Raw genomic sequence first — 21,298 nt, forward strand, 5'->3', positions numbered from 1 at the left:
CGCCCTCTTCGTCTCTTCTCGCGGGTGGAACGCTGATCTCGCCGCGGCCTTCGCCCTGAGGGGAGAACCATCCGGTCCGCCTGGGCTTGGGGCCCCGGATGGCTCCACCGGGTCAGGGGGGAGGGCCGGGCGGGTCGGGCCGGTGAGGTTCCGGCTCATCCGGCCCGTCGGAGGCCGGCGCGGACTCGTGTCCCCCTGGCCGGTCCGGCGGAGCGGCGGGGAGGTGTTCCGGCCGGTCGGGGAAGGTGCCGGCGGGGTCGGGGTTCTCGGTGAGGGCGACGCTGTACCGGCGTTGTTCGTGCAGGCGTTCGCGCAGTCCCTCGGGGTCGTCGGCGTCGACGGTCATGGCGCAGCCGGCGTCGCGTTCCCGGGCGGTGAGCAGGTGGTGCCGGGTCGCCCACCACCGGCCGGCGTCGCTGCGCCAGATGGTCCAGTCGGGGAACTCCCGGGCGATCTCGGCGAGGTGCCGGTCGAACGACATCCCGTCCACCCTTCCCGCGGCGAGGGCCAGGTCGTGAGCTTTCTCCCTCACGGTGCGGGACATCTCTAGAGAAATCAATGTTCGAGCGGGACAGGTCACCCTAACGCTTGACATATCCCCCTGACTCACGCATCGAAGTCGTACTGGAGTACGTACGACGCGGCGTCCATGATCATGGTGTTCAGCTCGACCGCCTCGCCGCCCGCGGCGAACGCGGTACGGCAGACGACGATGACCGGCGTGCCGGCGGACAGGCCGAGCCGGTCCCTCTCCTCCGGGGCGGGCATCCGGGCGCGTACCTCCTCGGTGAAGTGCGCGGGCGCGTGCCCCAGGTCGCGCAGACGCGCGTAGACGCCACCGGGCCCGGTGTCCGGCCGGGTGACCGGCGAACCCTCGACCAGCTCGGCGGGAAAGCAGGAGGCCGCGAGCTGCACCGGCCGCCCGTCCACCGAGTAGCGCCGCCGCCGTACCCAGACCTCCGCGCAGCCGAGCACCCGTGCCGCCTCGTCCACGGCCGGCTCCCGCGCGATCTCCAGTTCGTCCACGGTGTACGGCCGGCCGGCGGTGTCGCCGTCCCAGATGGCCCGCCCCGTCCCCCACCGCTCGCGGGAGAGCCGGCGCGAGCCGTGCCGGCGGATCGGCCGGAACTGCCGCACGTAGACTCCCGACCCCCTGCGTGGTACGGCGACGCCCTCGTTGATGAGGACGGACAGTGCCTGCCGCGCCGTGGCGCGTGCGATGCCGTACTCGGCCATGAGGGCGTTCTCGCCCGGTAGGCGATCCCCGTCGTGGAACTCGCCGGCCTGGATCGCCTGGCGCAGGCGATCGGCGATACGGCGATAGATGGGGAGTTCGTGAGGTACCGGGGATTGCATCACGCTCTATCACCCTCAGTCACCAACGCGGTCCGCGTCTCCAGAGAACTTGCCCCGCCTTGTCCACGATCGCACAGAAGCGCACGTTGGTCCCGTGCTTCTTTTGCGCGGATCGTGCCTGTGTGGTGATCTCCGGGGCCTTTCGCGCGCCCGGCTATCGGGTGCCGTCGCCGGCCGCCGTCCGGGTGGCCCACCAGCGGCGGGTGGCGAGCGCGGCGAGCACGGCGCCCGCGGTGTTGAGCAGGACGTCGTCCACCGACGACACCCGTCCGAGGCGCAGGCCGTACTGCAGCGCCTCCACCGTCACCGACAGCGCGGCGGCGAGCAGGGCCACCCGCCACAGCGGCAGGAAGCGCGAGGAACGCACCGGCAGCAGCGCGCCGAGTGCGGCGAAGACCAGCAGGTTGCCTCCTACCTGCGCGAACGCCGCGCCGAGCGGCCCGTGCGCCAGCTCGGCGAGGTCGCGAAGCGGCACCAGGCTGACCCCGGAGGCCCGTCCCGGCGTGAGGATCATCCACACCCAGGGGAGCGTCCCGGTCACCGCGAAGACATCGGCGTACGCCGTGCGAGCGGGGTGCGGACGGCCCCGGCGCGCCCGGTGGCGGGCCAGGAGATGTGCGGCGGCGACGGCACCGGGGAGCCAGAGAAATGTGGCTATTACGACATATCCCCAGAGCTGAAATTCGAGCCGCATGGCGGACATCTTTCCGGACGGAGGTCGTCCCACGTGCCGCGGCCGGCGGGCTCCGAGAGCCGGGCCGGGTAAGAAAAGGCTGGCCCCGGAGCAAGGTCCCTACCGTGGGCTCAGCAGCCGGTCCCGCTCGGCGGCGATGACGGAGCGTGCATCCGGAGCCGCCGGCCGAGGACCCCTGCCGAAGGGCGCCGTCCCCCGGCGCACGCACCCGATCGGTGTTCTCCCCCGCGGCGGACGGCGTCCTGGCCCGCTTCCCGCCGCCTGGCCGATCGACGCCGCCACCGGTCCGCAGCGGCTGCCGGCCGTCCCCGCTGTCCGGGGACGGCCGGTACGACGAGTGCAGCGGTCAGGTGGTGGCGTGTTTCCTGCCCTCGGCGAAGAACGCCGTGAGCGCGGCGGCGTCCTCGCCCAACTCGGTCAGCGGGTGGGCGGCGCCGAAGGGCGCGTTCCAGAAGTCGCCGCCTCTCGGCTCCCAGGGGCCGACATAGGCGTAGGGCACGTCAAGGTAACCGTCGCCGAGCGAGACGCCGTAGTTGACCCGGTCGACGGTGATGCTGAGGTCGAAATGCTCCGGCCACAGCACCGGCGTCGCATCCGGCGCGAACGCGCGCAGCGCGCGGTCACCGAGCGTGAGGGCGTGGGCGAGCAGCTCCGCCGCGGCGGGCTCGACGGCCGGCACGTCGTCCGGCGTGGCGCCCGACCCGTCGGAGTACAGGTTCTCCGGGGCGCCGGCCCCCGCTCCGGTCGCGATGCCCAGCTCCTGGAACGACCGCCCGGACAGCGGGAGGCGCTCGCCGCCCGCCACCAGCTCGCCCCCCTCTACCCGCAGGTCAGGCTCTGTCGTCGTGCCGAAGCCGCCGGGCGTGGCCCGCAGGCGGATGGTGCCGGTCCGCCGGTACTGCGGCCCGGCCAGCAGCAGCTCGGCGACGGCGTGCAGTGACCTTCGTGTGGCCACCAGATCAGTGGTGTTCATACCTTCAGAGTGACAGGGTGTGGCCGATGTAGGCCAAAGCCGTCGATGATTACTATCCGTGATTGATTGATCACGTTGCGCTCACTAACCTGGCCGTATGGCTTCCCCCGCCGCACCGGCACGCATCTGTTGCTTGACGGTTGCTCTTTCCCCTCATCTCGCCGCACCACCCGCGAGACGCACCACCGCGCGACGCCGCCCGCGTCCGTACGGTCGCCGGACGGGTGTTCGGCCATGGCGGTGACGATCCACGAGTTGAAAGAGCGATACGGCAAGCACTGGCTCGTGTCGGACGCCGTGGGCGGCGGATGGTACGCCGTCCGCCGGCACGGCGTCTCCCGGAGTCTCCTCCAGCGTGGCCTGTCGAACGTGCGCTGCGCCGCCACGCTGGAGGAACTGGCCGCCCATCTGGCCGCCGAGACCCAGTTGGAGGAGCGCTTCCTCCACGTCGACGACCCGCTGCCAGGGCCGGGCGAGGTGCGGCCGAGTCGTGACCGGCCGCCCCAGGCGTCCCCGGGTCCGGTGGGCGATGCCTCGGAGTGCCCGCCCCCGGCCGTCGCGCACGCCGCCCCGGCCCACCGCCGCCTCTGATGAGCGCCCGGTCCATTCCGGCCTTCGGCGTGCTGTAGCCCTCCGCGCCCAGGCACGGCCCGGAGCCGGTCTCAGCGGGCCTCCTCCGCCTCGACCAGCAACTCCCCGGTCCACAGCCGCCGCATCTCCGGGCAGCTCTCCAGCAGCTCGGTCAGCGTTCCGCGTCCGGCGACCCGTCCGCGGTCCAGCACGACGACCTGGTCCGCCCGTTCGAGTACCGCGCGGCGGTGCGACACCACCAGCAGAGTGCCCGGCCCGCTTCCGTCCCGGGCGGCGGCGGCGATCCGGTCCCAGAGCAGCCGCTCGGTCTCCACGTCCAGCGCGGACGACAGGTCGTCCACCACGAGCAGGTCGGGAGAGCGGACCAGCGCCCGCGCCGCCGTCGCCCGTTGCACCTGACCGCCGGACAGTCGCACGCCGCGCGGGCCCACGACGGTGTCCAGCCCGTCCGCCATGGCCGCGACCTCCCGGTCGAGCACGGAGAGTTCGAGGGCACGCATGATCTGCGCATCACCCCCGCCGCCCCGGCGTCCGTCGCCGGGATGGCCGAGGAGCAGGTTCTCCCGCAGCGACTCCGAGAACAGCCGGGGCACCTGGCCGGCGTACGCCGCCCGGCCGGGCACCAGGAAGGTCCCCGGGTCGGCCACGGGCCTGCCGTTCCAGGTGATCGTGCCGGCGTCCAGCGGCGCCAGCCCGAGCAGGGCCCGCACCAGCGTCGTCTTGCCCGCCCCGACGGCCCCGGTGACCACCGTGAACGACCCGCGGGCGAGCCGCAGATCGACGTCCCGCACGCCCCTGCCGTGCCCGTGGCGGACCGTCAGCCCGCGCGCGTCGAGCACCTCGAGCGGGTCGTCGTGCCCGGGTGGCGTGGCCGCCGCGGAGGGCGGGCGGCGGGTGAACCACACCTCTCCGGGCCGGGTCAGATCCGTCGCGTCCTCATGCGAGGCCATCAGCCGGGTGAGCCGTTCGACGGCCACGGCGGCCTGCGGCAGCCGCGACAGCATCGAACCGGCGGTACGCGGCAGCGCGGCCAGCCAACCGGCATAGCCGGTGAACAGCGCGAGATCGCCGACCGTGAACGCGCCGCGGCGCATCGCCGGGGCGGCGAGCAGCAGGACCAGACCGATGCTGATCTCCACGGCCGCGCCCGTCCCGGTCTCCAGCAGGCCGGCGGCGAGCCGGTCCCGTACGGCGGCGTCCCGCCGCGCCCGGTTGCGCTCGCGCAGGCGCCGCAGCACCGCGTCCTCCGCGCCCGCCGTCTTGATCGCCAGCACGCCGCCGAAGACGTCGCCGACGAAGCCGGTGACCATCGCCCCGAGGACGCGGGCTCGCCGGTGCCGGCGCTGGACCACCCCTCTGAGCAGCCGGTTCAGCACGCCGATCGCGGCCATCGGCACCAGCAGCACCAGGGTGACGACCGGGTCGATCGCCGCCATGATCACCAGGGCGGCGGCGCTGAACAGCGCCGCGCCGACCAGGCTCACGATGTCGTCGGTGAGCTGCACCAGGTCGGCCGTGTCATCGCGCAGGCGCGCCACGGCCTCGCCCGAGGAGTGCGGCAGCCGGCCGGCCGCGGCCCCGCGGGCGGTGAGGACCGAGCGCAACGGGTTCGCGCGCAGGACGGTCGCCGCGGCGTCCCACCAGTACGTGCCGTAGACCCAGGCGATCACCATGACCAGCCCGCGGACGATCTCCACGCCGACGAGCGCCGCGCACAGCCACAGCGGCTCCCCGATGGCGACGACGCGCTGCGCGCTGACGTGGTCGAAGAGCCGTTGCAGCACGAGCCCGCTGAGCAGGGGCAGGACGCTGACCGGCGCCCACAGGAGCGCGCCGATGACATAACGGCGCAGCCCGACGATCCGGGTGACCCGGGCCACCACCCGCCACGGCCGCACCCGCGCCGCACTCCGCCGGCCCGCCCGCGCCGTCACTCGCGCGCTCTCCTGGGCGTCCATCCGGCCGGTCATGCGCGCACCCCCGCCGCGTGCAGCAGGTGGGCGAACCGGCTCGCCGGGTCGGCGGCCAGGTCGGTGCGGCGGCCGTACTCGACCACCGCGCCGCCGTCCAGCACCGCGATCGTGTCCACCCGGGAGAGCGAGGAGAGACGATGCGCGATGAGCACGCCGGTGCGCCCGGCGAGCAGCCGGCCGGTGACCCGCTCGACGTGCCGCTCGGTCGCCGGGTCGAGCCTGCTGGAGGCCTCGTCCAGGATCACCAGACCCGGGTCGGCGAGGAACGCCCGGGCGAACGCCAGCAACTGCGCCTCCCCGGCCGAGAGCCCGGTGTGCCGCATGAGCGGCTCGTCCTGCTCGGTGTGGTCCGCGGGCCCGGCGTGTCCGGTGAGTTCGGTGTCCAGCCCGTCCGGCAGGCCGGCCAGCCATTCGCCCAGCCCCACCTCTTCGAGAACGGCGCGCAGCCGGCCGTCGTCGGCGAGCGGCCGGAACAGCGTGAGGTTGTCCCGCACGGTCGCGGCGAAGAGCTGCACATCCTGCGTGACCACACAGACGCGCCGGCGCAGCGATGCCGGGGCGGTGTCCCGCAGGTCCACCCCGCCCACCGCGACGGTGCCCTCGACCGGGTCGTACAGGCGCAGCAGCAAGCGGGCGACGGTGGACTTGCCGCTGCCCGTGCGGCCCACCAGGCCGAGCGTCTCACCCGGAGCCAGGCTCAGCGTGACGTCCGACAGCACCCGCGCGCCGTCGCCTGGGTAGGCGAACCCGACGCCGCGCAGGCGCAGGCCGAGCGCCCCGGCCGCCGGCAGTGGGCGAGGGGCGGCAGGGCCGGGCAGCGTGCGCCGCTCGGCGAGCAGCTCGCCGATGCGCGCGATCCCGGCCAGTGCCGTCTGGTACTGCTTGAGCTGGTCGATCAGCCGCTCCAGCGGTGTGCGCACCATCTGCGTGTACTGGAAGAGCAGCACGGCCGTGCCGACCGTCAGCGCCCCCGACTGCCGGCCCCACGCGGCCAGGCCCAGCACGAGCGCCGTGCCGGCGGCGAACGCGACCGACGTCCCGGCGAGCAACGCGCTCCTGACCTTGTCGGCGCGTACCTCCGCGCGGTACATCTCGGCGCTGACCTGCTGGAACCGGGCCACGGCCTGGGCGCCGGCGCCGTTGGCCCGGATGTCCTCCACGCCGGCCAGCCGTTCCTCCAGCGTGCCGAACACCACGGCGCTCGCCGCCCGGGCCCGGGTCGCCGAGGGGACGGCCAGCCGCTGCGTACGCGCCATGAGCAGCCCGATCAGGGCACAGTAGACGAGCAGCACGCCGCCGAGCCGCGCGTCGGTGGCCAGGACGACGGCGAGCACGCCGACGAGCAGCAGGAAGCCCGCGACGACGTCCATCAGGAACGCGACGGCGAAGTCGGCGACGGCCACCACGTCGCCGTCCACCCGCTCGATCATCTCTCCGGGGGTACGCCTGCCGTGGAAGGCCATGTCCAGGCCGAGCGCGTGCTCGGCGAGACGCTCGCGCAGCCGGTTGGTGCCGTCCCAGGCGAGCCCTCCGGCGAGCCATGCGGCGAGCAGGCGGGCGGCCTGGCCGGCGACGGCGAGCGCGAGATAGCCCAGCGCGACGAGCGTCAGATGGCGAAGGCCGGCCCCGCCGATCGCGTCGTCCACGAAGCGGCGGGTGAGCTGGGGCGCGGCCAGTGGCAGCGCCGTGGCGGCGCCGATGCCCGTGATCAGCCCGGCGGCGGCGCGCGGCGCCGGCCGGAACGACCGCAGGATGTCCCGCCGTGACGCGGGCGTACCGGGAGAAGCGATTCGCCCGCGGGATCCCCCGGGCGCGTGGTCGGGGCTAGGGGCGGCGGCTCCGTGCGCCGCCGTCGAATCGGGTGCTGTCACCAGCGGTCATGTCCTTTGGACGAGGGGCGATCACCTGCTGCGTGGACATGACCGCTGTGCTCATCACTGCCTCCTCGTCCGGCCGGGTTACCTCCGGGAGTACAGCAGAGGTCCCTCCGGCCGGACAACGCAATTACCGTCACCTCCGCGTACCGCCCTGGTGTCCGGTACGCCGCTCGGCCGGGCACACGGCGAACGACGGTCACGGTGCGCATTCGCCCTGGCCACCGGAGGGCCGGGCCTGGTGCCGGTGGCCCGGGAGGTCACGACATCGGCTCCCGTCCATCGGATCGGCGTTAGATCCGTCGCCCAGGCGGGCATTCCGGAAAGATCTCTCTTTCCTGACAGATGGGATCTCCCCCATGAAGGTGGCAGTTCTCTTAGCCGGGTTCCTGGTCGTGCTCGCGGGAGCGCCGGCCACGGCGGCGACCGGCTCCGGCGCCGCGGCCGGCGTGGCCTCCACCGCGACCGGCAAGCCCGCCTATCCCACCGAGTTCTCCCTCCCCGACGGTTTCCAGCCCGAAGGCATCGCCATCGGTTCGGGCGACGCGGCCTACTTCGGTTCGGTCGCGACCGGCGCGATCTACCGTGCCGACCTGCGCACGGGCGCGGGCCGGATCATCGAACCCGGGCCCGGCACCCCGTCCGTCGGCCTCAAGATCGACTCCCGAGGCCGGCTGTTCGTCGCCGGCGGCGACGCGGGCGACGCCCGCGTGGTCGACACCCGGAGCGGCAAGGTCATCGCCACCTACAAGCTCGCGACCGGCCCCGCCTTCGTGAACGACGTCGTGCTCACCCCCGACGCCGCCTACTTCACCGACTCGATCAACCCGGTGCTGTACGTCGTCCCGTTCGGCCGCGGCGGCGCGCTGCCGGCCGAGGCCAAGCAGGTGCCGCTGAGCGGGGACATCACCTACGGGGACGGCTTCAACGTCAACGGCATCACCCAGAGCCCCGACGGCGCGGCGCTGCTCGTCGTCCAGTCCAACACCGGCAAGCTGTTCCGCGTCGCCCCGAAGACCGGCGTCGCCACCCTGGTGGACCTCGGCACCGCGTCGCTGGTCAACGGGGACGGCATGCTGCTGGAGGGCTGCACTCTCTACGTGGTGCAGAACTTCCAGAACACCGTGACCGTCGTCGAACTGAACGGCAGAGGCACGTCCGGGAAGGTGGTCCGCGGGCTGACGGACCCCCGCTTCGACGTGCCCACCACGGTCGCCGCCCACGGCGACCGCCTGTACCTCCCCAACGCCCGCTTCAGCACCACCCCGACCCCCACGACCCCGTACACCGTGGTCGCCATCAACCGCCGCTGACCACCCCGGCCGCCATGCGGAGCCCTCGAACCCGGCTTTGGGTTCGAGGGCTCCGCGCCCGCGAACAGCAGTCCCGACCGGCGGAGATGTTCCCCGATATCCGGCCCCCTTGATGGCCCGGTCTGGACCGCCAGCCTCGTATCAGGCACACGAGAAAGGGAGCGCGAATGCCCTCGTTCGGCTGGGCCGAGATCCTGATCCTCGCCGTTCCGGTACTGCTGGCCGTAGCCGTGGTCATGGGCCTGCGCGCATTCTTACGTCGCCGTCGTCGTTAGCGCCGTACGTCGGGTGGCTTCTCCCCGTCCGTCAGATGGGTCCTCTCGTCGGCGCCGCGTCGGTGGGACGGTGTACGGCTAATGCCGGCGCCGCCCTACGGCGGAGACCCGGCGACCTTTCCGGTCACCGCGTGCTTCCTTGAGGGTGCGTTCGCCGGCCCGGCCCACCGGACGGCGGGCGGGAGTGCTCAGGAGAGTTCGCGCGAGCGGATCACACCGGCGTACCAGTGGGCGCTGTCCTTCAGCGTGCGCCGCTGGGTGTCGTAATCGACGCGCACCATCCCGAACCGCTTCGCGTACCCGTAGGCCCATTCGAAGTTGTCCATCAGCGACCACAGGAAGTAGCCGCGCACATCGACCCCCTTGTCCCTGACGTCGAGCACCGCCTGCAGGTGCCGCCGGATGTAGTCGATCCGGCCTGTGTCGTGCACCGCGCCGTCCTCGACCACGTCCGGGAACGCCGCTCCGTTCTCGGTGATCATCAGAGGCTGGTCCGGGTACCGCTCGTGCAGCTCGGTGAGCAGGTCGCCGAGGCCGTCCGGGTCGATGTTCCATCCCATTTCGGTCAGCGGCCCCGGCTGCTGGAGGAACTCGACGTCCTCGGCCCCCGGCCACGGGGACGCCGTCCGGTCGCCGTGTCCGTCCGACCGCTCCAGCTCGCCCGAGCCGTCCCACATCCGCACCCGGTTGGTGCTGTAGTAATTGACCCCGAGCACGTCGATGGGCTGGCGGATCGCCGCCAGGTCGCCGTCCCGGACGAAGGACCAGTCGGTGATGCCGGCCGTCGTGCTCACCAGCCGGTCGGTGTAGCGGCCCTCCAGCATCGGCCCGAGGAACGCGTCGTTCCCCAGCGCCGCCACCTTGGCGCGCGCCGCCTCGCCCGTCGGGCCGTCCGGCCGGAACACGTGCAGGTTCAGCGCGACGGAGAACTTCGCGTCGGGCCGCACCTCCGGACGCAACGCCTGGATGGCCAGGCCGTGCGCGAGGTTGAGCGTGTGCACGGCGAGCAGCGGCTCCAGCCTGCTCGTACGCCCGGGCGCGTGCGCCCCGCTGCCGTACCCGAGGTAGGCCGAGCACCAGGGCTCGTTGAGGGTCGTCCAGGTGTCGACCCGGTCGCCGAGCGCGGCGCCGACGACCCGCGCGTAGTCGGCGAACGCCTCGGCGGTGGCCCGGTTCGTCCAGCCGCCCGCGTCCTCCAGCGGCTGGGGGAGGTCCCAGTGGTACAGCGTGGCCACCGGGCGGATGCCCCGGGCGAGCAGCCCGTCGACCAGACGCGAGTAGAAATCGATGCCCTTCGGGTTGATCGCGCCCCGCCCGGCCGGCACGATCCGGGGCCAGGCGATGGAGAACCGGTAGGCCTGCAGCCCGAGTTCGGCCATCAGGTCGAGGTCGGCGTCGAGGCGGTGGTAGTGGTCCACGGCCAGGTCACCGGTGTCGCCGTTGTCCGTCCGGCCCCGGCTGTGGCTGAACGTGTCCCAGATCGACGGGCCGCGCCCGTCCTCGGCGACGGCGCCTTCGATCTGGTACGCGGCCGTCGCGGCTCCGAAGACGAACTCGGGGGGAAAACTCACGAAAACCTCCTGGTGGCAACTGCCGGCCGACCTCACGACCGCCGATCGACCTGGGCGCCGGCCGCCGGATGCCGGATGGCGGTGACGTCGACCCGGCCGTTTCGTTCACCGGCCACCTCGCTCGGAGGTACCGGCCGTCGAAGCGTGCGAGAGTCATGCTCCCGCTGTCAAGACCATCGACAGGGCGATGTCGTCCCGGCCGTTCCGGGCAGGCGGTGGCGGCGCCGTCCGCCGCCACCCGGCGCCGCGGAACCGAAGATCACCGGTGCCGGGCTATGGTGAGGACGACCGGGGGTTTTCGCAGCTGGGGGAACGAATGGCAGTTCCGATCATCCGTGCGGCGCGGGACGCCGACATGGCGGCCCTGCGCGGCGACATCGGGGGACGCTTCGAACTCTTCGGCCTGTGGCCGGGCGGCCCCGGGGTGCCCGACTTCCTGGACGCCGAACGGGCGTTCGGGGACCTGATGGTGGGCGAGGTCGATGGCCGGGTGGTGGGTTTCGGCGGGACGCTTCGCCGGGGGAAGCTCACCCACCTCGGCGACCTGTTCGTGCTGCCCGAGCACCAGTCGTCGGGGGTGGGCCGCATGATCCTCGCCGAGCTGTTCCCGCAGGACGGCGCCCGGTCCGCCTTCGCCTCCGACGACGAGCGGGCGATCGGCCTGTACGTCCGGCACGGCATGATCCCCCGCTGCCCGCTGTTCGACGTCGAAGGACCGCCGCGAGCGCTGGCCGGGCTGCGCCGGCCGCGTGCCGACGGCGACCCCACCCTCGCGGTGGCAGGGCCGGACGTCGCCGGGGCGATGGACGCCCGGGTGTCCGGCGGCGACCGCACCGACTGCCTGACCTGGTACGCCGGACTGCCCGGCGTGACGGTGCTGGCCGGCCGGAGCGGGTACGCGTTCACCCGGGTGATGGACGAAGAGGTCCTGGTGGGGCCGGTGGGCGGTGACACGCCCGACGACTGTGTGAACGTGGCGCTCCAGGCCATCGCCGCGCACCCCGACGCCGAACTCGCGCAGGTGTCGGTGCCGGGCACGCACCCGCTGCTGCCCGTGCTGCTCGGCGCCGGCTGGCGCATCGAGGACATGGACACCCTGATGGTCAGCGACGACATGATCCGCCTCGACCGCTACCTGCCGCACGCCGACCTGGGCTAGCCCCCGCCGGAACGCGACGCGAAGCCGTCCCGGACCCACCGCCGGCGGACCGCCGTACCTCCCCTTCGGCATCCCACGCCGGTTCACCGAGCCGTGCCTGGAATTCTCCGCCCTGATGGATCTTTCGCAGGACTGGAGAGCGGCGAAACCATGAAACGTACACGAACGATGCCGCGGGCACAGCCGTCAGGCCGGGCGAATGTCCTGGTCAACGCGATCCGAACCCATCGAAGGGCTTGTGGAGAATCGGTCAGCCGGGCTTGACAATGTCCAAACTCGGCTTAGTCAGTTAGCATCGCGGCGATATGTGTGAGCGTTCACATTCAATCCGGGTCCCCCACCGGTAAATGGAGAATCACATGCCTCAACGTCAAGCCTCCCTGACCCGCCGCTGGGCCGTTCGCGCCGCGGCCCTGACCACAGCCCTGGTGGCCTGCCTGGCCACCTGGGTCACCCCTGCCTTCGCGCACGGCGCGGTCGGCGACCCGGCCAACCGCAACTACAGCTGTCAGCAACGCTGGGGCAACGACTTCCAGAACCCCGCCATGGCACAGCAGGACCCCATGTGCTGGCAGGCCTGGCAGGACAATCCGCTCGCCATGTGGAACTACATGAGCCTGTACCGCAACGGGCTCGCCGGCCAGTTCTCGGCTCGCATCCCGGACGGCCAGATCTGCAGTGGTGGCCGCGCCGAGGGCGGGTTGTACAAGTCGATGGACACCGTCGGCGCGTGGAAGACGACCGACATCGGCAACAGCTTCACGGTCAAGGTGAACGACCAGGCCAGCCACGGCGCCGACTACCTGCTGGTCTACGTCACCCGCCAGGGCTTCGACCCCACGACCCAGGCGATCAAGTGGAGCGACCTGCAGTTGATCACCAAGACCGGCAGGTACAGCCCCGGCTCGTCCTACACGGCCAACGTCAGCACCTCCGGGCACACCGGCCGGGCCGTGGTCTTGACGATCTGGCAGGCCTCGCACATGGACCAGGCGTTCTTCTTCTGCAGTGACGTGAACTTCGTGCGCTGACCGCTCCTCCGCACCGGGCCCTGGCGGGCGTACCCGCCAGGGCCCGCGTCCGCTCAGGGCCCGGCATCGCCGGTCACCCTTCGAGCACGTGCTTCAACCGGGCCAGGTCGGCTCGCACCAGGCCCTCATCTCGGGCGAAGTCGTCGTCGCTCATCCCGGGGAGGCGGCGCAGGGTGAACACCACCTCGCAGGCGTCCCCGTCGGGGATGACCCGCATCGGGTTGTACACGGCCACACCCGAGGGCAGGGTGACCGTGTGGTCGAGGACGCCGTACGGGTTGCGCTCCACGAACGCCAGGCCGACCCGGCCCTCCGGCGTCTCCACGAACCACTGCCCGTCCACGTTGTGCACCGCGTCGCCCAGCCCCGGTGCCCACTCCGGAAGATTCGCAGGCTCCACGGCATAGTCGTAGACGTCGGCCGCGCGACGGTCGATGTGTTCACTGATGTGCTTGGAATCCACAGCCATCCCGGCATCATGCCAAACCCGCCCGACAGAACCTGGCGGCGTGCCATGTGCCCCGGCCAGGCCTTTCGAATCAGCCGACCGCTGCTTGGAGGGCGGCCAGGGCGAGGTGCCAGGGGTAGGTGTCGGTGGGGTCGGCTCCGGAGTTCGGCAGGTGGGGCTCGAACCGTCCCGGGCCGAGCAGGATGTGGACGCCTTCGGCGCGTAGTTGGTCGACGCTGCGGCGGAAGGGCGCCCGGCCGGCGAGAGCGGCGTTGACGAAGGGCAGGACGACGACGGGGATGCCGAGTCCGGGGGCTTCGGCGAGCAGGCCGAGGGCGTAGGTGTCGGCGATGCCCTGGGCGAACTTGTTGATGGTGTTGTAGGTCGCGGGGGCCACGATGATGGCGTCGGCTCGCGGCGGCTTTGGCTCGTCCGGTCTGCGGTACCGGCTGCGGACGGGGCGGCCGGTCTGTCGCTCCAGGGCGGGAACGTCGATGAAGCCGAGGGCCGACGGGGTGGCGACGACCTGGACGGTCCATCCGGCCTCCCGCGCCGGCCCGACCAGCTCACCGACCTGCCCGGCAGGACCGGCGGCGCACACGATGACGTACAGAATCCTGCTCATGCTGATACTCCGCCCAGGCTGCCCGGTTGGCCGGGATCTCCGATCACCCTGACATCGAACGGCGGCCGGGGACGGTCAGGAAATGCTGCTCGCCGCCGTTCGGTCTCTGGACAGACGGTAGAGGGCGTTCCCGAGAGTGACCAGTGGAAGTAGCACCGGTAGGAGATCTGAGGCATCGGCCGTCGCGAATGATCGTATGACGGGCGCCACCGCACAAGGAAACACGCGGCGGCGCGTACGGCGCCGCCGGTCGGAGTCCCGCGGTGGGTGACACTTGCGGTATGCACTCCCGTGAGGAAGCCGTACGGCTCGCCGACGAATTGGGCGGCCGGATTCACGTGGCGTTGCGCGATGACGGCCTCGATGCCGAACTCGTCGTCGAACTGGCCTGCCTGCTCTACGACAAGGGCTTGCGCACGCCTGCCGTACAAGAGGTCCTCGAACGCGCCACCGCCCACCTGACCGCGCGAGACCTGGCCCGGCTGGGCGAGGACCTTCTCCGTGACAGCGGCTTCGAGCCGACCTTCGCGCTCGAACCGGGTCTGTGGACCGAGCTGGAGCAGGCGCTGAAGAGGGTGGCGCGCGACGTCCGGGCCACGGGGATTCCCGGGATGCTCCGGCTGGTCGTCCCCGACTGGGATGACAGCGATCAGGCGTGGGTGGAGTTCCGCGGCGTTCACCACGGCAACGGCATTCGGCCCGTCGCCGGAAGAGACCCTCAGGGGGCGCTCGCGAGCGTCGCCGACGCCGCCCAAGAAGTGATCATGGAGATGATCTGGGGAGTCTGGCCGGTCTGCTCCGTGCACGGTCTGGGCCTGCGCGCCGAGCTGGAAGACGAGATGGTCGTCTGGCGATGCGCGGGAGCCGGAACACATGACGTCGCGCTGGTGGGTGAGCTGTCTTCCGAACGTCGTGAGTGAAGGGGGCGGGTTCGCCGGCTGAAGGCTTTGTGCACCGGCATCCGCGGCCGCCGCTCCGTGCCGTCAGGCGGACATCAGGGTGATCGCTCGCCCGGGGGTGGGGGCGACGAGCAGGTCGCCGAGACCGGCTTCGGAGAAGGCGGTGTGCACGTCCGCCTGGTTCTCGGTGAAGTGGCTCCAGCCCTCGACGTGGAGCGGCACGACGTGCCGGGGTTTGAGCAGGCGCGCGGCGGTCACCATCTCGGCGGCGTTCAGGGTGAGCGGCTCGTCGAGCATGGGGACGCGGACGGCGCCGCCGAACAGCAGCGCGACGTCGACGGCCGGGAACCGCTCGGCGATGGACTCCACGTACGCGAGCGAGGCGTTGTCCCCGCTGACGTAGATGGTGGGCGACCCGGCGCCGGTGAGCATGAAGCCGGTGACCTGACCGACGATCGGCTCGCATCCCGGCGGGCCGTGCAGGGCGGGAACGGCGGTGACGCGTAGCCGGCCGACGTCGTGGTGTTCCCAGGGGCGCAGAGGAGTGGCGCCGGTGTTCGCGGCGGCCTCGGGCGTGCTCAGGGTCAGCGGCGCGGCGGACATCGCCTCACGGCCCAGCTTGTCCAGATTGTCGGGATGCTGGTCGTGACTGAGCAACACCAGGTCCACCCGGCCGATGTCGGCGAAGGAGAGGGCCGGGCCGACGGTCTTGGTGAGCGTGAGCGGCCCGACGGCGTGATCGCCCGGCGGATCGAAGGTCGGATCGGTGAGGACGCGCAGGCCGTCCAGCTCGATCAGGGCCGTCGGGCCGCCGATCACGGTGATGGTGGTCGTCATGAGCAGCTCCGTTCACCGCGGCGCATCCTGCGAGACACCTTAGCCGAACGGACGCGGGCCGGCCCGGCTTGTCATGGCCGCCGCGCGGCGGCCATGACAAGCCGTTGCCGTTACGGGAACGTCAGACGGGCAGCACCCGCAGGGCGGGGTAGTGGGCGGAGTTCAGGTACAACTTGTCGGTGCCGTGTTCCTTCTCCAGCTCAAGGACGAACCGATAGCGGTAGACCCCGGGCTTGGCGTCGCTCATCACCGCCCCTGCCCAGTAGTAGTAGACCGCGGTGTACTGGTCGCGCATCCGGTCCGGAGCACCGTAGACCTTGAGCTCGGTCATGATCCGGCGCTCGGCGACGTCGTCCTCGTCGCCCTTCTCGATGTCGAGGAAGACCAGGTTGTTGATCTTCGGCATCGGGGGCCAGGTGCCGTCCGGACGGCGGTGCATGTCGATCGGGCGGATGATCCAGTTGATCACCTGCCCCTGCTTGCAGATGGTCTCCAGGTGGTCGCTGCCCTGCCCGACCCCGCCGACGCTGTTGTCCATCATGTAGAGGCAGCCGTCCAGGGACTTCGTCGCGGCGGCCTTCTCCATGTCGACGAGGGTGACCACGTTCAGCTGGACGGAGTTGAGCTGGCCCCGATCGGCGAAGTCCGTCGCCGCGTACGCCTGGGTCATCGGCCTTCCTTTCCCTGGTCGCCGGGCCGGGTCAGAGCCGGCCGGGCGGTGGGGGTGAACGGCGTGCTGACGGTGCCGAGCAGGAACGAGAGCCGGTACGGCACCGGTTTGGTGAGGTCCTGCTTGACCTCGGCGGTCCAGAACACGATGTCGGTGCCGGGATACACCTTGCGCGTGGGCTCGGCGATCTGCGGGTCGATCTCGATGTCGGCGAGGGCCACGTAGGTCTCGCACTCCAGCGGGATCACGTTCCACAGCAGGGTGTCGCCCTTGCGCACCCGGCTGTGCAGCTCGGGAGTGCCGAAACCGGAGGACCCGGCGGCCTTGTTGGTGTCGTACAGGTAGAGGTTGTCGTCCAGGTTCTCCGACGCCAGCGCGGCCACGGGGTCGATCACCGCGGTGATCGTCACAGGCCGGGCGGGCCGGGGCGCGGGCTGTCTGCTCCTCGGGGGCATGTGGCTCCTTCGTTGGAAGATGCTCCGGTGCGGGCCGGTTCAGCCGGCAGGAGGGGCGGCCGGCAGGGGGAGGACGCCGAGCCCGGCACCGGTGAAGGCGTTGCGCTTCGGGTCACTGGTGATCTTGAGGCTGGACTCGCAGGTCAGGTCCACGGACTGCCAGACCAGCTCGTCGTTCTGCTCGACCAGCTCGTGCAGCTGGACGTGCATGGTGTACGGGTAGACGCCCGGCCGGCTCGTGTCCACGGTCGCGGCCCAGTACCAGCCGTCGTAGACCATGTCGGGCGACCCGTACTGCGCCGGGTAGATGATCTTCTCGCTGACGGCCTGGCCGGTGATGTCGGTGATCACCGGAGCCGGGTAGTTGTAGGCGGCGGCGCTGCTGGTGGCCTTCCCGGTGACGTCCAGCAGCTTGGCCGCGGTGAGGCCACGCCCGCCGGCCTGCTTGCGGGGACGCCTGCCGACCCGCTGCTGCAGCCGCGAGACCTCGGTACTGCTCACCTCGCCATCGCCGCCGAGCGCGGCCAGCTGCTCCAGGGTGCGCCGGTCGTGGGCGCGCTCCTGCTCGGCCAGGTAGTTGCGCGGCACCGTCGGGGGAATCGCCCCCAGCGCCGCGGGCAGCCAGTTCAGCACCTGCTCGGTCGCCTGCGACCCGTCGAGGAAGTAGGTGCCCGGCACGATCGTCACCAGCTGCCCGGTGCCCTCCCCGACCGAACCGAGGAACTTCATGTTGTCGAACCAGTAGGTGTTGCCGTCGAGCGACCGCGTTCGGAGCGCGTTCTCGACGTCGAACAGCACGATGATCCCGTGTTGCTGGGCCATGAAACCGCCTTTCGCGAAGCGTGGCTCACACGCGCAGCAGCGCGGGCGAGTCGATGTGCAGCACGCTGTTGGGTCCGTCGTGGAGCTTGAGCGACAGCCGGTACCGGTATGGGACGCCGGGCACCATGTAGTCGGGGACGACGCCCTCCCACACCAGCAGGTCGTGGTTGTCGTACCCGTCGGAACCCGTGGCGTCGGGTGCCGCGACGGCGGGCGACTCCACCGGGTACGGCGGCACGGCCGGGTCGCCCGGGGGTGGGAAGACCTGGGCGTCCGAGGGCGGGACGGCCACGCCGGACAGGAACTCGATCGCCTCGATCTCGACCGGAGTCTGCACGTCCACGTGGATGGGCGTCCACTGGACGACCTGTCCCGGAACCACCGCCGTGATGAGGTCGGGAGTCCCCTGGTGCCGGCTTCCCGCCGGGCTGTCGTCGACCAGCGAGAGGTTGCCGTTGTGCAGCGTCCGGTCGGACAACGCCCCGACGGCGTCGACCAGCACGACGATGCTGACCTTTTCTGCCATTGATGCTCCTTGTCGGATTTCCTGGGTGCGAGGGCCGCCGCGTGCTCAGCCCCGGTCCCTGACCAGCGGCGTCTTGCCGACGGTGGTCCGCTCGATCCGCGGCGAGGAGGGCGGTACGAACACCAGCCGGAACTCGTATCCGATCTGCTCGATGGCGGCCGCGTTCGCCTCCCGGTCGTTGAAGAGCGACAGGGAACTCGGCAGCGCCTGGGTGAACAGCCGCCGCGTCCCACTCGGGCCGAGGGCGTGCTCGACGGCCGCGGCCGTGCCCTCGGCGTCGTCCACCGCAGCCAGCAGGGTGAGGCTCCGGTCCTCACGGTGGTTGTGGAACTGGACCTCGTGCGCGATCAGGTCCAGGTCGACACCGGACGTCGCGCGCAGCCGCCCGCGCAAGGCGGAGTAGGCCAGCGTCGCCGAGTACTGGCTGTCGTTGAGGTGCAGCACATCGGCGGTACGCCCGGCGAACTCGAACCGCTCGGTGCGCAACCCGGGCCCGTCCAGGGCGGGGCGGCGGATCATCCGGTCGCCGAGCTTGAGCCGGAGCAGCGGCGTCTCGTCGGCGTGCAGCCGGGTGACGACCAGCTCGCCCTCCTCGCCCTCGGCGACGGCACGCCCGTGCTCGTCCACGATCTCCACCAGGTGCAGCCCCGGCACGGCCGAGAGCGCCGGCGAGGTGTGGTCGAGCTGCAGCCCCACGCACTCGGCCTGGGTCGCGGCGAAGTAGCTGAGGATCGAGACGTTGGGGAAGAACGCCTCCAGCTCGTCACGCTTGCGCTGCGGCAGGGAGCCGCTGCCGTACATGGCGACCCGGAAACTCGCCCTGGCCTGCGGCGTCAGGCCCGCGCCGAGCTCGGGCAGGATCGCGATGCCGGCGGTGATGCCCATCAGCGCCTTGTGGCCGGGGTAGGAGAACATGTGCTCCAGCACCGGTGCGCTCACCGGTCCCGCGCCGATGTAGTTGACCCCCGGCACCTGGGACAGCACGCCGCCGACCATGGTCCCGCTGCTCCACATCTGGTAGTCGGCCAGGGTGGTGAACAGCCAGCGCGGCGCGGGGCCACGCAGGTAGCGGCCGAGCTGGTACGCGCCCATGAACGCCCCGGAGATGCGATAGGTGTCGCGCAGCTCCCGCAGGGAGTACACGATCTCCAGGGGCATGCCGTCACCGGTGCCGCCGCTGGCCACCACCTCGAACCCGCCACGGTCGAGCGGCACGACCATCCCGGCCCGCGCGCCCATGAACATGTCCCGCTGCACGGTCTTGTCCGAGAGGGGGATCCGCTCCCACTCGGACAGGTCGGCCGGGGCGCTGCGAATCCCGTAGTAGTGCAGCCGCTCGCGCCACAGCGGGTTGAGCAGGGCGATGCCGACGAGCTGCTGAAGGCGGCGGAACACCAGCGCGTTCTGCAGGCCGAGCGGCGACTCGCAGTAGGGCGTTCCGGTGAGCCGCCCGCACTCCTCCAGCTTCTCGGCGAACGAGGGCAGCCGGGTGACGTCGTCCACGGAGCGGGGCCGCAGCTCCTCCTCCGGGATCAGCCGGGCCGCCAGGTCCGCCGAGGCGGTGGTGTCCAGGTCCGTCATGGTCATGAATGACTCCCGTTCCGCTGATCGTGGCGGGCCGTGGCGCTCGCGCGCAGCACTCGTTGCCCGATGTCCCTGATTTCGGCGATGAGCATGGCCAGGTGGTCCGCGTCGATCAGGTGGTTCATCACCACCACGCGCAGCGCGGCCACCCCGTCGATGTCGACCTTGGAGATGAAGAAGCGTCCGCCGTCCCGGATCCGGTTACGGATCTCCAGCTGCAGCCGGTGCACCGTCGCCGGATCCACGCCGTCCGGCCGGTAGCGGAAGCACAGGATGTTGGACTCCGGTTCGTGGGCCACCGCGAAGTCCGGCTCGGCGGCGACGATCTCGTACGCCTGCCGGGTCACCGCGCACAGCCGGTCGATCTTCTGCGCGAACAGCGCCGGGCCGTAGACCGACCAGACCGTCCAGAGGGGCATGATCATTGGACGCTTCGTGCACTCGAAGTTCTGGTCCGCGCTGTCGTAGGCGCTGTAGACGTCCGGGTCCTCGTCGAAGACGTAGCTGGCACGCTGCCGGAACGCGCCACGCGCCGCCGCCTTGTCGCGGTAGAAGAGCAACGTGCACGGCGCCGGCATGAACAGCATCTTGTGGGCGTCCCAGGTCAGCGAGTCGGCCTGCTCGATGCCGCGCAGCCTGTCCCGATGCCGGTCCGACAGCAGCAGGCTCGCCCCGTGCGCCCCGTCCACGTGGAGCCAGAGCCCGTACCGGCGCGCCAGGGCCGCGAGCTCGTCCAGCGGGTCGAACGCGCCCATCGACGTGGTCCCGGCCGAGGCCACCAGGCAGAACAGCCGCAGGCCGCGCCGGTGCGCCTCATCCAGTACCGGGGCGGCCAGATCGGGACGTATCCGCCCGGCCTGATCGACGGGGAGCCGGACGATCTGCCGCTCTCCGATGCCGAGCACGCCCGCCGCCCGCGTCACGCTGTAGTGAGCCTCCTCGCTGACCGCGATGGCGGGGCGCCCCGGCATGCCGCCGGCGCCGGCCGTCCACATCTGCGGGAAGGCGCGGTTGCGGGCGGCCAGCAGCGCGGTGAGGTTGGCCAGGGAGCCCCCCGAGGTGGTCACCATGGCGAACCGGTCGGGGTCCCAGCCGATGAAGTGGTTGAGCTCCTCGGCCATGAGCCGCTCGGCGACGTTCGGGAGCTGCCCGGCCTCGTAGAAGGAGGAGGGCTGGTTGACCACCGAGCCGACCAGGTCGATGAGGCTGGCCAGTGGCACCACGCCGGAGAACTGCCGTCCCATGTAGCCGGGTGAGTAGACCGGGATGCCGGTTCCGGTGTACAGGTCGACGATCTGGTTCACCCGATCGGCGTCGAAGTCGGCGATGCCCTGCCGTTCGAGGGTCATCAGCTCTCGTGCGGCCTTCAGCAGCGTCGCCGGATCGAGGAGGTCGAGCCCCCGGACCGACAGGTCGCCTAGATACGTCGTCAGGCGACTGACGATGTCAACGGCGCCGTCGTGGAAACGCCCGGGATCGAAGGCCGCGGTGAGGGCCGGCGCGGGTGACTGGGAGCTTTCACCGGTCGTCGGATTCGGGTTTTGGACATCGGAAAGCGAACTCGTCACGGAGGGGACTCCAAGTTCATCCGGAGTCGAGAAACGCGCATATGGTCGCGTCCG

Annotated in this window: 21 protein-coding genes; 5 read left to right on the plus strand and 16 right to left on the minus strand. The window is 71.4% G+C overall.

The features are described from left to right. Positions 1 to 112: 112 nt before the first annotated feature. From IEY93_RS38040 to IEY93_RS11680, 4 genes are all read right to left on the minus strand, one after another. Positions 113 to 532: a hypothetical protein gene (locus tag IEY93_RS38040; RefSeq protein WP_229691055.1), complete on the minus strand. Its 420-nt coding sequence runs from the start codon at positions 530 to 532 to the stop codon at positions 113 to 115. Between the two features lie 74 nt (positions 533 to 606). Continuing rightward, complete coding sequence (locus tag IEY93_RS11670) at positions 607 to 1,356, minus strand: GntR family transcriptional regulator (protein ID WP_189163127.1); 750 nt, start codon at positions 1,354 to 1,356, stop codon at positions 607 to 609. A 154-nt stretch (positions 1,357 to 1,510) separates the two neighbouring features. After that, positions 1,511 to 2,050 (minus strand): VanZ family protein, encoded by a 540-nt coding sequence (locus IEY93_RS11675; RefSeq protein WP_189163029.1) that lies wholly within the window; start codon positions 2,048 to 2,050, stop codon positions 1,511 to 1,513. A 346-nt stretch (positions 2,051 to 2,396) separates the two neighbouring features. Next, a complete protein-coding gene (locus tag IEY93_RS11680; protein ID WP_189163030.1) occupies positions 2,397 to 3,023 on the minus strand; it encodes a hypothetical protein in 627 nt (208 codons plus the stop codon). A 234-nt stretch (positions 3,024 to 3,257) separates the two neighbouring features. Here IEY93_RS11680 and IEY93_RS11685 point away from each other — a divergent pair, with 234 nt between their 5' ends. Continuing rightward, positions 3,258 to 3,614 (plus strand): ubiquitin family protein, encoded by a 357-nt coding sequence (locus IEY93_RS11685; protein WP_189163031.1) that lies wholly within the window; start codon positions 3,258 to 3,260, stop codon positions 3,612 to 3,614. A gap of 71 nt (positions 3,615 to 3,685) precedes the next feature. Here IEY93_RS11685 and IEY93_RS11690 read toward each other — a convergent pair whose 3' ends face one another. Further along, positions 3,686 to 5,584 (minus strand): ABC transporter ATP-binding protein, encoded by a 1,899-nt coding sequence (locus tag IEY93_RS11690; protein ID WP_203968576.1) that lies wholly within the window; start codon positions 5,582 to 5,584, stop codon positions 3,686 to 3,688. Beyond that, positions 5,581 to 7,458, minus strand: a complete 1,878-nt coding sequence (locus IEY93_RS11695; protein ID WP_203968575.1) for an ABC transporter ATP-binding protein — start codon at positions 7,456 to 7,458, stop codon at positions 5,581 to 5,583. Before IEY93_RS11695 ends, IEY93_RS11690 begins: the two co-directional genes overlap by 4 nt. A gap of 362 nt (positions 7,459 to 7,820) precedes the next feature. Between IEY93_RS11695 and IEY93_RS11700 the strand changes: the two genes are divergently transcribed. Continuing rightward, positions 7,821 to 8,774, plus strand: coding sequence for an SMP-30/gluconolactonase/LRE family protein (locus IEY93_RS11700; protein WP_203968574.1), 954 nt, complete (start codon positions 7,821 to 7,823; stop codon positions 8,772 to 8,774). Between the two features lie 463 nt (positions 8,775 to 9,237). Here the strand turns inward: IEY93_RS11700 and IEY93_RS11705 are convergent, their stop codons facing one another. Continuing rightward, positions 9,238 to 10,620: a GH1 family beta-glucosidase gene (locus IEY93_RS11705; protein ID WP_229691056.1), complete on the minus strand. Its 1,383-nt coding sequence runs from the start codon at positions 10,618 to 10,620 to the stop codon at positions 9,238 to 9,240. A 316-nt stretch (positions 10,621 to 10,936) separates the two neighbouring features. Here IEY93_RS11705 and IEY93_RS11710 point away from each other — a divergent pair, with 316 nt between their 5' ends. Together IEY93_RS11710 and IEY93_RS11715 are read left to right on the plus strand one after the other, a co-directional pair. Continuing rightward, the gene (locus IEY93_RS11710) at positions 10,937 to 11,779 is read left to right on the plus strand and encodes a GNAT family N-acetyltransferase (RefSeq protein ID WP_189163033.1); all 843 of its coding nucleotides are present in this window, start codon (positions 10,937 to 10,939) and stop codon (positions 11,777 to 11,779) included. Between the two features lie 359 nt (positions 11,780 to 12,138). Next, entirely contained in the window at positions 12,139 to 12,810 is a 672-nt protein-coding gene (locus IEY93_RS11715) for a lytic polysaccharide monooxygenase auxiliary activity family 9 protein (protein ID WP_189163034.1), read from the plus strand. Between the two features lie 73 nt (positions 12,811 to 12,883). On the opposite strand, the gene IEY93_RS11720 is transcribed toward IEY93_RS11715, so the two are convergent. Both IEY93_RS11720 and IEY93_RS11725 read right to left on the minus strand, forming a co-directional pair. Beyond that, the gene (locus tag IEY93_RS11720) at positions 12,884 to 13,279 is read right to left on the minus strand and encodes an SRPBCC family protein (protein WP_189163035.1); all 396 of its coding nucleotides are present in this window, start codon (positions 13,277 to 13,279) and stop codon (positions 12,884 to 12,886) included. Between the two features lie 70 nt (positions 13,280 to 13,349). Then, positions 13,350 to 13,883 (minus strand): flavoprotein, encoded by a 534-nt coding sequence (locus IEY93_RS11725; RefSeq protein ID WP_189163036.1) that lies wholly within the window; start codon positions 13,881 to 13,883, stop codon positions 13,350 to 13,352. Between the two features lie 281 nt (positions 13,884 to 14,164). Here IEY93_RS11725 and IEY93_RS11730 point away from each other — a divergent pair, with 281 nt between their 5' ends. Then, entirely contained in the window at positions 14,165 to 14,803 is a 639-nt protein-coding gene (locus IEY93_RS11730; RefSeq protein WP_189163037.1) for a hypothetical protein, read from the plus strand. A 63-nt stretch (positions 14,804 to 14,866) separates the two neighbouring features. Here the strand turns inward: IEY93_RS11730 and IEY93_RS11735 are convergent, their stop codons facing one another. The 7 genes from IEY93_RS11735 to IEY93_RS11765 all read right to left on the minus strand — a co-directional run bounded on the left by IEY93_RS11735 (position 14,867) and on the right by IEY93_RS11765 (position 21,244). Next, entirely contained in the window at positions 14,867 to 15,619 is a 753-nt protein-coding gene (locus IEY93_RS11735; RefSeq protein WP_189163038.1) for an MBL fold metallo-hydrolase, read from the minus strand. 121 nt (positions 15,620 to 15,740) lie between these two features. Then, entirely contained in the window at positions 15,741 to 16,289 is a 549-nt protein-coding gene (locus IEY93_RS11740; protein ID WP_189163039.1) for a DUF8788 domain-containing protein, read from the minus strand. Then, a complete protein-coding gene (locus IEY93_RS11745; protein ID WP_504739360.1) occupies positions 16,286 to 16,744 on the minus strand; it encodes a DUF8788 domain-containing protein in 459 nt (152 codons plus the stop codon). Before IEY93_RS11745 ends, IEY93_RS11740 begins: the two co-directional genes overlap by 4 nt. Before the next feature lie 39 nt (positions 16,745 to 16,783). Beyond that, on the minus strand, positions 16,784 to 17,566 hold the full coding sequence (locus tag IEY93_RS11750) for a hypothetical protein (RefSeq protein ID WP_189163041.1): 783 nt from the start codon (positions 17,564 to 17,566) through the stop codon (positions 16,784 to 16,786). A gap of 25 nt (positions 17,567 to 17,591) precedes the next feature. Beyond that, complete coding sequence (locus tag IEY93_RS11755; RefSeq protein WP_189163042.1) at positions 17,592 to 18,092, minus strand: DUF8788 domain-containing protein; 501 nt, start codon at positions 18,090 to 18,092, stop codon at positions 17,592 to 17,594. 45 nt (positions 18,093 to 18,137) lie between these two features. After that, positions 18,138 to 19,679, minus strand: a complete 1,542-nt coding sequence (locus IEY93_RS11760) for a phenylacetate--CoA ligase family protein (protein ID WP_189163043.1) — start codon at positions 19,677 to 19,679, stop codon at positions 18,138 to 18,140. Next, the gene (locus IEY93_RS11765) at positions 19,676 to 21,244 is read right to left on the minus strand and encodes a pyridoxal phosphate-dependent decarboxylase family protein (RefSeq protein ID WP_189163044.1); all 1,569 of its coding nucleotides are present in this window, start codon (positions 21,242 to 21,244) and stop codon (positions 19,676 to 19,678) included. The genes IEY93_RS11760 and IEY93_RS11765 overlap by 4 nt, the downstream gene beginning before the upstream one ends. Between the last annotated feature and the right edge of the window lie 54 nt (positions 21,245 to 21,298).

Source organism: Sphaerisporangium melleum (assembly GCF_014646695.1).
Taxonomy (GTDB): domain Bacteria; phylum Actinomycetota; class Actinomycetes; order Streptosporangiales; family Streptosporangiaceae; genus Sphaerisporangium; species Sphaerisporangium melleum.

Bases quoted from the DNA above. Each gene is read 5' to 3' on its own strand.
- IEY93_RS11710 (WP_189163033.1), top strand. From the start codon at position 10,937: ATGGCAGTTCCGATCATCCGTGCGGCGCGGGACGCCGACATGGCGGCC.
- IEY93_RS11725 (WP_189163036.1), bottom strand. From the start codon at position 13,883: ATGAGCAGGATTCTGTACGTCATCGTGTGCGCCGCCGGTCCTGCCGGG.
- IEY93_RS11760 (WP_189163043.1), bottom strand. From the start codon at position 19,679: ATGACCATGACGGACCTGGACACCACCGCCTCGGCGGACCTGGCGGCC.
- IEY93_RS11700 (WP_203968574.1), top strand. From the start codon at position 7,821: ATGAAGGTGGCAGTTCTCTTAGCCGGGTTCCTGGTCGTGCTCGCGGGA.
- IEY93_RS11715 (WP_189163034.1), top strand. From the start codon at position 12,139: ATGCCTCAACGTCAAGCCTCCCTGACCCGCCGCTGGGCCGTTCGCGCC.
- IEY93_RS11675 (WP_189163029.1), bottom strand. From the start codon at position 2,050: ATGCGGCTCGAATTTCAGCTCTGGGGATATGTCGTAATAGCCACATTT.
- IEY93_RS11670 (WP_189163127.1), bottom strand. From the start codon at position 1,356: ATGCAATCCCCGGTACCTCACGAACTCCCCATCTATCGCCGTATCGCC.
- IEY93_RS11720 (WP_189163035.1), bottom strand. From the start codon at position 13,279: ATGGCTGTGGATTCCAAGCACATCAGTGAACACATCGACCGTCGCGCG.
- IEY93_RS11740 (WP_189163039.1), bottom strand. From the start codon at position 16,289: ATGACCCAGGCGTACGCGGCGACGGACTTCGCCGATCGGGGCCAGCTC.
- IEY93_RS11685 (WP_189163031.1), top strand. From the start codon at position 3,258: ATGGCGGTGACGATCCACGAGTTGAAAGAGCGATACGGCAAGCACTGG.
- IEY93_RS11690 (WP_203968576.1), bottom strand. From the start codon at position 5,584: ATGACCGGCCGGATGGACGCCCAGGAGAGCGCGCGAGTGACGGCGCGG.
- IEY93_RS11735 (WP_189163038.1), bottom strand. From the start codon at position 15,619: ATGACGACCACCATCACCGTGATCGGCGGCCCGACGGCCCTGATCGAG.
- IEY93_RS11745 (WP_504739360.1), bottom strand. From the start codon at position 16,744: ATGCCCCCGAGGAGCAGACAGCCCGCGCCCCGGCCCGCCCGGCCTGTG.
- IEY93_RS11730 (WP_189163037.1), top strand. From the start codon at position 14,165: ATGCACTCCCGTGAGGAAGCCGTACGGCTCGCCGACGAATTGGGCGGC.
- IEY93_RS11755 (WP_189163042.1), bottom strand. From the start codon at position 18,092: ATGGCAGAAAAGGTCAGCATCGTCGTGCTGGTCGACGCCGTCGGGGCG.
- IEY93_RS11680 (WP_189163030.1), bottom strand. From the start codon at position 3,023: ATGAACACCACTGATCTGGTGGCCACACGAAGGTCACTGCACGCCGTC.
- IEY93_RS11750 (WP_189163041.1), bottom strand. From the start codon at position 17,566: ATGGCCCAGCAACACGGGATCATCGTGCTGTTCGACGTCGAGAACGCG.